Raw genomic sequence first — 745 nt, forward strand, 5'->3', positions numbered from 1 at the left:
TGTAGTATTATCGTTTGTAGTGTTAGAAAACCATTGATAGTTTGGTGTGCCAACACCATTTGTATAACTAACTGATAAGGTGTTAAAACTATCACCAAAACAAATGATTTCTGAAAGTGGCTGATTGGTAATAGTGGCAGCTTCATTTATAATAACTTCTGATGTGTTACTTGTAACCGCACAATCAATACCTGCTTGAGTAACTTCAACATAATAATACACCGTTCCAACAGTGGTGTTAGGCGGTGTAAAAGCGCTGTTAGTAGCGCCTGTTAATAGTGTGCCTCCAGTATTTGAATTGGTAGTATTGCTGTACCACTGATAGTTGTATGTTGACCCCAAACCACCAGAAACACTTACGCTTAAATCTGTAGGTGTAATGCCTTCACAAATGGTTTGTGTAGCTATGGGGTGTGTATTAATAACAGGATCGGTAACTACAATAACTTCTGAAACATTGCTTGTAACCGCATTACAGCCGCTACCAGCAGCAGTAATAATTACATAATAATAGTAGTTGCCAGCTGTATTGAAAGTTGGCGGATTGTAACTAGAATTTGTAGCGCCCGTTATAGCTGTACCACCAGTATTGCTGTTTGTGGTATTTGAATACCATTGATAGCTTAAAACGCCTGTGCCTCCTGTGTGTGTAACCGCTAAACTAGAGGGCAAACTACCACCAATACATAAGCTTTCTGAGGGTGTTGGTTGTGTGGTTATTTGTAGGCCTTCAACAACTTCAACT

General features: G+C 39.3%; 1 pseudogene. It reads right to left on the reverse strand.

Annotated elements, in window-relative coordinates:
* Positions 1-745, reverse strand: a pseudogene (locus FUA24_RS07835) (hypothetical protein); the annotation flags it as partial.

The organism is Seonamhaeicola marinus, assembly GCF_008085455.1.